The organism is Agromyces binzhouensis, from assembly GCF_004135055.1.
Classification (GTDB): domain Bacteria; phylum Actinomycetota; class Actinomycetes; order Actinomycetales; family Microbacteriaceae; genus Agromyces; species Agromyces binzhouensis.
Genome location: NZ_SDPL01000151.1, coordinates 1 through 6,770, shown reverse-complemented (window position 1 = coordinate 6,770; position 6,770 = coordinate 1). Strand labels below are relative to the sequence as shown.

Genomic DNA, 6,770 nt, shown 5'->3' with positions numbered 1-6,770 from the left:
CGCTTCCGCCGGTCCTCGCCGCGGCCGGTCGTTCGGTCGCCGAGGCCCGCGTCGCCCTCGCCGCCGCCGAGGCCGAGCGGGCGAGCCGCAACGAGGAGGTCCAGGTCGCACGTCGGGCCGAGGCATCCGCCCGCGAACGCCTGCAGGCCGTGACCGAGGACGTGCACGGCCTCGAACTGCGCATCTACGAGAAGAAGCTCCACGTCGGCTCGCTCGTCGAGCGTGCCGAGAGCGAGCTCGGGCTCGGCGAGGAGGTCCTCGTCTCCGAGTACGGGCCCGACCAGCCGATCCCGGACGAGGCCGACGCCGAGGCCGAGCCGCGGCCGTTCGTGCGCGCCGAGCAGCAGAAGCGACTGCAGGCGGCCGAGCGCAAGCTCGCCCAGCTCGGCCGCGTCAACCCGCTCGCGCTCGAGGAGTTCGCGGCGCTCGAGCAGCGCCACCAGTTCCTCACCGAGCAGCTCACCGACCTCGCGAACACCCGGAAGGACCTGCTGACGATCATCGAGGAGATCGACGGGCGCATGGAGTCGATCTTCCGCTCCGCCTTCGAGGACACGCGCGCGGCCTTCGCCGAGGTCTTCCCGATCCTCTTCCCGGGCGGTGAGGGGCGCATCGCGCTGACCGACCCCGACGACCTGCTCACGACCGGCATCGAGGTGAGCGTGAAGCCCGCGGGCAAGAAGATCGAGCGTCTCTCGCTGCTCTCCGGCGGCGAACGCTCGCTCGCCGCGGTCGCGCTGCTCATGGCGATCTTCAAGGCCCGCCCGAGCCCGTTCTACATCATGGACGAGGTCGAGGCGGCCCTCGACGACGCCAACCTGGGGCGCCTGCTGACGACCTTCGAGTCGCTGCGCGAGGAGAGCCAGCTCATCGTCATCACGCACCAGAAGCGGACGATGGAGATCGCCGACGCGCTCTACGGCGTCTCGATGCGCCAGGACGGCGTCTCGGCGGTCGTGGGGCAGCGCGTGCGCGAGGAGTTCGGCGCGAAGGCGAGCTGAGCCGCGCGGCCGAACGGATGCGGCGCACGCGCCATCCGGTCAGGTGAGCCGTCTGTCGCCCGGCGCGAGCACCCGGAACCAGCGGTACCCGTACGCGTCCAGCTCGACGTCGACCCGGCCGCGGTCGTCGATCGGGTCGGCGTCGACGGCGAACAGGTCGGAGAGCACCGCGTCCTCCGGCAGGTCGCCCAGTTCGAGGGTGACCCGCACCGGGTGGGGCGCGAAGTTGTGCAGCGCGACGAACCGCAGGTGGTCCTCGGTGATGCGGTGTGCGAGGACCGCGGGTTCGCCGACGTCGAGCAGCTCGAACCGGCCCCAGCCGATCTCGGGCGAGCTGCGGTACCTGGTCACGAAGCCGCGGATGACCGCGAGCAGCGAGTCGGGATCGTGCATCTGCGCCTGGACGCTGACGTGCTCCGGGGCGTACCCGTCGGAGGGCGGTGAGGCCGCGAGCCGCCCGGGCGCCGCCCGGGAGAAGCCGCCGTTGCGGCCGCCCGTCCACTGCATGGGCGTGCGCACGGCCTGGCGCTTCTCCTGCTCGCCGTTCTCGCCCATGCCGATCTCCTCGCCGTAGAAGAGCACGGGCGTGCCGGGGAGCGAGAAGAGCAGGCTGTAGGCCATGCGGATGCGGCGCGGATCGCCCTCGAGCATCGTGGGCAGCCGTCGCACGATCCCGCGGCCGTACACGCGCATCCAGTCCTCCGGGGCGAACGCGTCGAAGACCTCCTCGCGCTCGGCGTCGGAGAGCTTGTCGAGCGTGAGCTCGTCGTGGTTGCGCACGAAGTTCGCCCACTGCTTCTCGGGCTCGAGCTGGGGGCGCCGGGCGAGCGTGTCGCGGAGCGGCGTGGCATCCTGCCTCGCGAGCGACAGGTACAGCCGCTGCATCGCCTCGAAGTCGAACTGCAGCGTGAGCTCGGCCGGATCGCCGTCGGCCCCGAAGTACGCGATCTGCTCGTCGTACGGCAGGTTGACCTCGCCGAGCAGGATCGAGTCGCTGGCGCGCCGCTGCAGGTACCGGCGGAGGTCGCGCATGAGCTCGTGCGGATCGCCGATGTCCACGCCGTCCGGGGGCTCGATGAGGAAGGGCACCGCGTCGACGCGGAACCCGGAGAACCCGAGCTCCAACCAGAACCCGACGGTCTTCGCGATCTCGTCGCGCACCTCGGGATTGGCGATGTTCAGGTCGGGCTGGTGCCGGTAGAACGAGTGCAGGTAGTACTGCCCCGTTCCCTCGTGCCACTCCCACACGCCCTCCTCCTCGCCCGGGAAGACGCTTTCGGCCGGGTTCGGCGGGATCTCGTCGCGCCACACGTAGAAGTCGCGGTAGGGGGCGTTGCGGCCGCGCTTGGCCGACGCGAACCACGGGTGCCGGTCGGACGTGTGGTTCATGACGAGGTCCATGATCACGCGGATGCCGCGGTCCCGCGCCGCACGCGTGAACGCGACCACGTCGCCGAGCGATCCGAGTCGCGGGTCGACGCCGAGGAAGTCGGTGATGTCGTAGCCGTCGTCCTGGTCGGGCGAGGGCTGGAACGGCATGAGCCAGATGCAGGTCACGCCGAGTTCGGCGAGGTGGTCGAGCCGGTTCGCGAGCCCCTCGAAGTCGCCCGTGCCGTCGTCGTTCCAGTCCATGTAGGTCTCGACGTCGAGGCAGTACACGACCGCGGTCTTCCACCACAGGTCGCCTCGGTCGGTCGCGCGCATCGGCTCAGCCCTCGATGCCGGCCGACGGGCCCGCGGCGCGAAGCGCGGGCAGCACGTGCGCGCCGAACGCGTCGATGAACCCCTGCTGCTCCTGCCCGACATGGTGCAGGTAGATGCGGTCGACGCCGAGGTCGGCGATCTCGAGCAGGGCGTCGAGGTGGCGCTGGGTGTCGGAGGTTGCGAGGAGCGTGTCGGCCACGTCCGACGGGTCCGCGTCGGCCGTCCGCTCGTCGAACGCCTCGGGGGTCGCGAGCTCCCACGCGAGGTGCGGCGGAACGAGGCTCTGACGCCACTGGTCGTGCGCGATGGCGAGCGCCTCGTCGTCGGTCGGCGCCCAGCTGAGGTGGACCTGGACGCAGATCGGACCGCGGCCGCCGGCGCCGCGGTACGCGTCGATGAAGTCCCTGAGCGCGTCGCGCTCCTGGTCGACCGTGATCACGCCGTCGGCCCACTCCGCGGTCTCGGCCGCGGTCTCGGTGCTCACCGCGGCGGCGATGAGCGGCGGCGCCTCCTCCGGCCGCGTCCAGAGCCGAGCCTCGTGCACGCTGACCGTGCCCTCATGGGTGACCGTCTCGCCGGCGAGGAGCCGTCGCATCACGTCGATCGTCTCGGCGAGCCGGCGATCGCGCGTGTCCTTGTCGGGCCACGGTTCGCCCGTGATGTGCTCGTTCACCGCCTCGCCGCTGCCGATCGCCGCCCAGAACCGACCGGGGAACATCTCGCCGAGCGTCGCGATCTTCTGCGCTGCGACGGCCGGGTGGTACCGCTGGCCCGGCGCGGTCACGACGCCGAGCGAGAACGAGGTCGCCTGCAGGGCCGCCCCGAGCCACGACCAGGCGTAGCCCGAGTGCCCCTGGCGGACGCTCCACGGCGCCCAGTGGTCGCTGCACATGGCGGCGTCGAAGCCGGCCTGCTCGGCATGCACGACGGCGTCGAGGAGCGCGCTCGGCGGGAGCTGCTCGTGCGACGCGTGGAATCCGACGAGGGGCATGGTGGTCTCCTTCCGCCCAGCCCGATGCTTCCGCGCGAAGCGTGGACGGGCAAGGCCTTGCCGTCGGGACGCGCGGCCGGTACGCGGGCGCGGGCGAGCGGCATCGGGTCGTCAGGCGCGGCGAGCCGGAGGCATCCGCCCCCGTAGGCTGGGAGGCATGGCAGAACGCGCATCGTGGTCGCTCGGGTCGGCCCTCCGCAACGTGTTCGGCGCGAGGACGATCGACGAGGACACCTGGGACGACCTCGAGTCCGCGCTCATCCGCGCCGACTTCGGTCCGGCGGTGACCGAGGAGATCGTCGATTCGATCAAGGCGCAGGTCGAGCGGTACAAGACCACCGACCCTCGTGACGTGCAGCGGATGCTCCGCGAGACCCTCGAGGAGCGGCTCGCCAAGTACGACCCGACGCTCAAGCTCACCGAGCGCCCCGCGGTCGTGCTCGTCGTCGGCGTCAACGGCGTCGGCAAGACGACCACGATCGGGAAGTTCGCGAAGTTCCTCGGCAACTACGGCCGGAGCGTCGTCGTCGGCGCGGCCGACACGTTCCGCGCTGCGGCGGTCGACCAGCTCGCGACGTGGGCGGAGCGCGCGGGCGCCCAGGTCGTGCGCCCGGAGCGCGAGGGCCAGGACCCGGCCTCCGTCGCCTTCCAGACGGTCGACTACGCCAAGCGCACCGGCACCGAGATGGTCATCATCGACACCGCAGGCCGCCTGCACACCAAGGGCGGGCTCATGGACGAGCTCGGCAAGATCCGGCGCGTCATCGAGAAGCAGGCGCCGATCAGCGAGGTCCTGCTCGTGCTCGACGCGACCACCGGCCAGAACGGGCTCGCGCAGGCCGAGGCGTTCATCCAGCACGGCGGCGTCACGGGCCTCGTGCTGACCAAGCTCGACGGCTCCGCCAAGGGCGGGTTCGTCATCGCGGTGCAGGAGAAGACCGGGCTGCCGATCAAGCTCATCGGGCAGGGCGAGGGGATCGGCGACCTGACGGGCTTCACGCCGCACGTGTTCGCGCAGCAGCTCGTCGGCTGAGAGGGGAGAGAGCGGGATGTCCATGGAGCACGACTACTTCGGACTCGTCGGCGACTACTGGTCGGAGGACGTCGAGTACGGCGACCAGCGCGTGGAGGTCGTCCTCGACGCCGACGCCGACACCGTCGCGCGCACGGCGCTGGACGTCGCGGCCACGCTCGTCGGGGAGATCGAACTCGTCGACGACGAGCTCCGCTCGGCGTTCGTCACGCAGCTCGACTCGAGCTCGTCGCCCGTGATGCGGTTCCTCGCCACGGTCCTCGACCCCGGGCTCGAGCAGTCCGAGGAGGTCGAGGCCGCGATCGGGCGCGACTCGGGCGACCGCCAGATCGACGCGCTCCGCTCGATGTCGCTCCTCGGCGTCGACCTGCGTCCCGACGCCGACGAGCCCGGCGACGCGTTCGCCGAGTTCGAGTACGGCCTCGCACCGGAGGACACGGACGAGCGGCTCGTCGCCTCGATCGACCTCGAGCGCGAGATCGTCGACGTCCGCTTCGAGGGCTGACCCCCTGAGCGGATGCCCCGGAGTCGCCCTCTAGACTTGACGGCATCATGGCTACGTTCGGCACCCTCTCCGACCGTCTCACCGAGACGTTCAAGAACCTCCGCACCAAGGGCAAGCTCACCGCGTCCGATGTCGACGGCACCGTCCGCGAGATCCGGCGCGCCCTCCTCGACGCCGACGTCTCCCTCGACGTCGTCAAGGGCTTCACCGCGACGGTGCGCGAGCGCGCGCTGGGCGACGAGGTCAACCGGGCGCTGAACCCCGCCCAGCAGGTCGTTCAGATCGTCAACGAGGAGCTGGTCGGCATCCTCGGCGGCCAGCAGCGTCGGCTGCAGTTCGCCAAGAACCCGCCGACCGTCATCATGCTCGCGGGCCTCCAGGGCGCGGGAAAGACGACCCTCGCGGGCAAGCTCGCCAAGTGGCTCAAGAAGGACGGCCACACGCCCATGCTCGTGGCCGCCGACCTCCAGCGCCCGAACGCCGTGAACCAGCTCCAGGTCGTGGGCGACCAGGCCGGCGTCACCGTCTTCGCGCCCGAGCCCGGCAACGGCGTGGGCGACCCCGTGCGGGTCGCGAAGGACGCCGTCGCGCAGGCCTCGCGCGCCCAGCACGACGTCGTCATCATCGACACCGCGGGCCGCCTCGGCGTCGACGCCGAGATGATGAAGCAGGCCGCCGACATCCGGAAGGCCACGAACCCCGACGAGGTGCTCTTCGTCATCGACGCCATGATCGGCCAGGACGCCGTCACGACCGCCAAGGCGTTCCAGGACGGCGTCGACTTCACGGGCGTCGTGCTCTCCAAGCTCGACGGCGACGCGCGCGGCGGCGCCGCGCTCTCCGTGGCATCCGTGACCGGGCGGCCGATCATCTTCGCGTCGACCGGCGAGACGCTCGACGACTTCGAGCCGTTCCACCCCGACCGCATGGCGAGCCGCATCCTCGACCTCGGCGACATCCTCACCCTCATCGAGCAGGCCCAGCAGGCCTTCGACGAGGAGGAGGCGCTCAAGGTCGCCGAGAAGATCGCGACCGAGCAGTTCACGCTCGAGGACTTCCTCGCGCAGATGCAGCAGCTCCGAGGCGCGGGCTCGATCAAGAAGATGCTCGGCATGCTGCCCGGTGCCGGCGGCATGAAGCAGCAGCTCGAGAACTTCGACGAGCGCGAGATCGTGCGCACCGAGGCGATCATCCAGTCGATGACTCCGGCCGAGCGTCGCAACCCGAAGCTCCTGAACGGCTCCCGTCGCCTCCGCATCGCGAAGGGCTCCGGCATGACGGTCACCGACGTCAACCAGCTCGTGCAGCGCTTCGAGCAGGCCGCGAAGATGATGAAGACCGTCGCGCGCGGCGGGACGCCGCAGATCCCCGGCATGGGCCCGATCCCGGGCGGCGGCGGATACGGCGGCGGCAAGCGGCAGTCCGCGAAGGGCAAGAAGAAGTCGGGCGGCGGCTCGCGCTCGGGCAACCCCGCCAAGCGCGCCGCCGAGAACGCGGCGATCGCGTCGGGCCAGGTGCCCGGTGCGGCATCCGACG

Annotated in this window: 6 protein-coding genes; 4 read left to right on the top strand and 2 right to left on the bottom strand. The window is 71.2% G+C overall.

The features are described from left to right. A partial coding sequence (locus tag ESO86_RS09055) for an AAA family ATPase (RefSeq protein ID WP_165307556.1) occupies nt 1–1,001 on the top strand: 1,001 nt, incomplete at its 5' end. A gap of 39 nt (nt 1,002–1,040) precedes the next feature. Here the strand turns inward: ESO86_RS09055 and ESO86_RS09050 are convergent. Together ESO86_RS09050 and ESO86_RS09045 are read right to left on the bottom strand one after the other, a co-directional pair. Continuing rightward, complete coding sequence (locus ESO86_RS09050) at nt 1,041–2,705, bottom strand: alpha-amylase family protein (RefSeq protein WP_129234601.1); 1,665 nt, start codon at nt 2,703–2,705, stop codon at nt 1,041–1,043. A 4-nt stretch (nt 2,706–2,709) separates the two neighbouring features. Beyond that, entirely contained in the window at nt 2,710–3,696 is a 987-nt protein-coding gene (locus ESO86_RS09045; RefSeq protein ID WP_129234600.1) for a TIGR03885 family FMN-dependent LLM class oxidoreductase, read from the bottom strand. Nucleotides 3,697–3,853: 157 nt separating this feature from the next. Here ESO86_RS09045 and ftsY point away from each other — a divergent pair, with 157 nt between their 5' ends. The 3 genes from ftsY to ffh all read left to right on the top strand — a co-directional run. After that, on the top strand, nt 3,854–4,729 hold the full coding sequence (ftsY, locus tag ESO86_RS09040; RefSeq protein WP_129234599.1) for a signal recognition particle-docking protein FtsY: 876 nt from the start codon (nt 3,854–3,856) through the stop codon (nt 4,727–4,729). 16 nt (nt 4,730–4,745) lie between these two features. Next, nucleotides 4,746–5,234: a DUF2004 domain-containing protein gene (locus tag ESO86_RS09035; RefSeq protein ID WP_129234598.1), complete on the top strand. Its 489-nt coding sequence runs from the start codon at nt 4,746–4,748 to the stop codon at nt 5,232–5,234. 47 nt (nt 5,235–5,281) lie between these two features. After that, on the top strand, nt 5,282–6,770 hold a 1,489-nt coding region (gene ffh, locus ESO86_RS09030), incomplete at its 3' end, for a signal recognition particle protein (protein WP_129234597.1).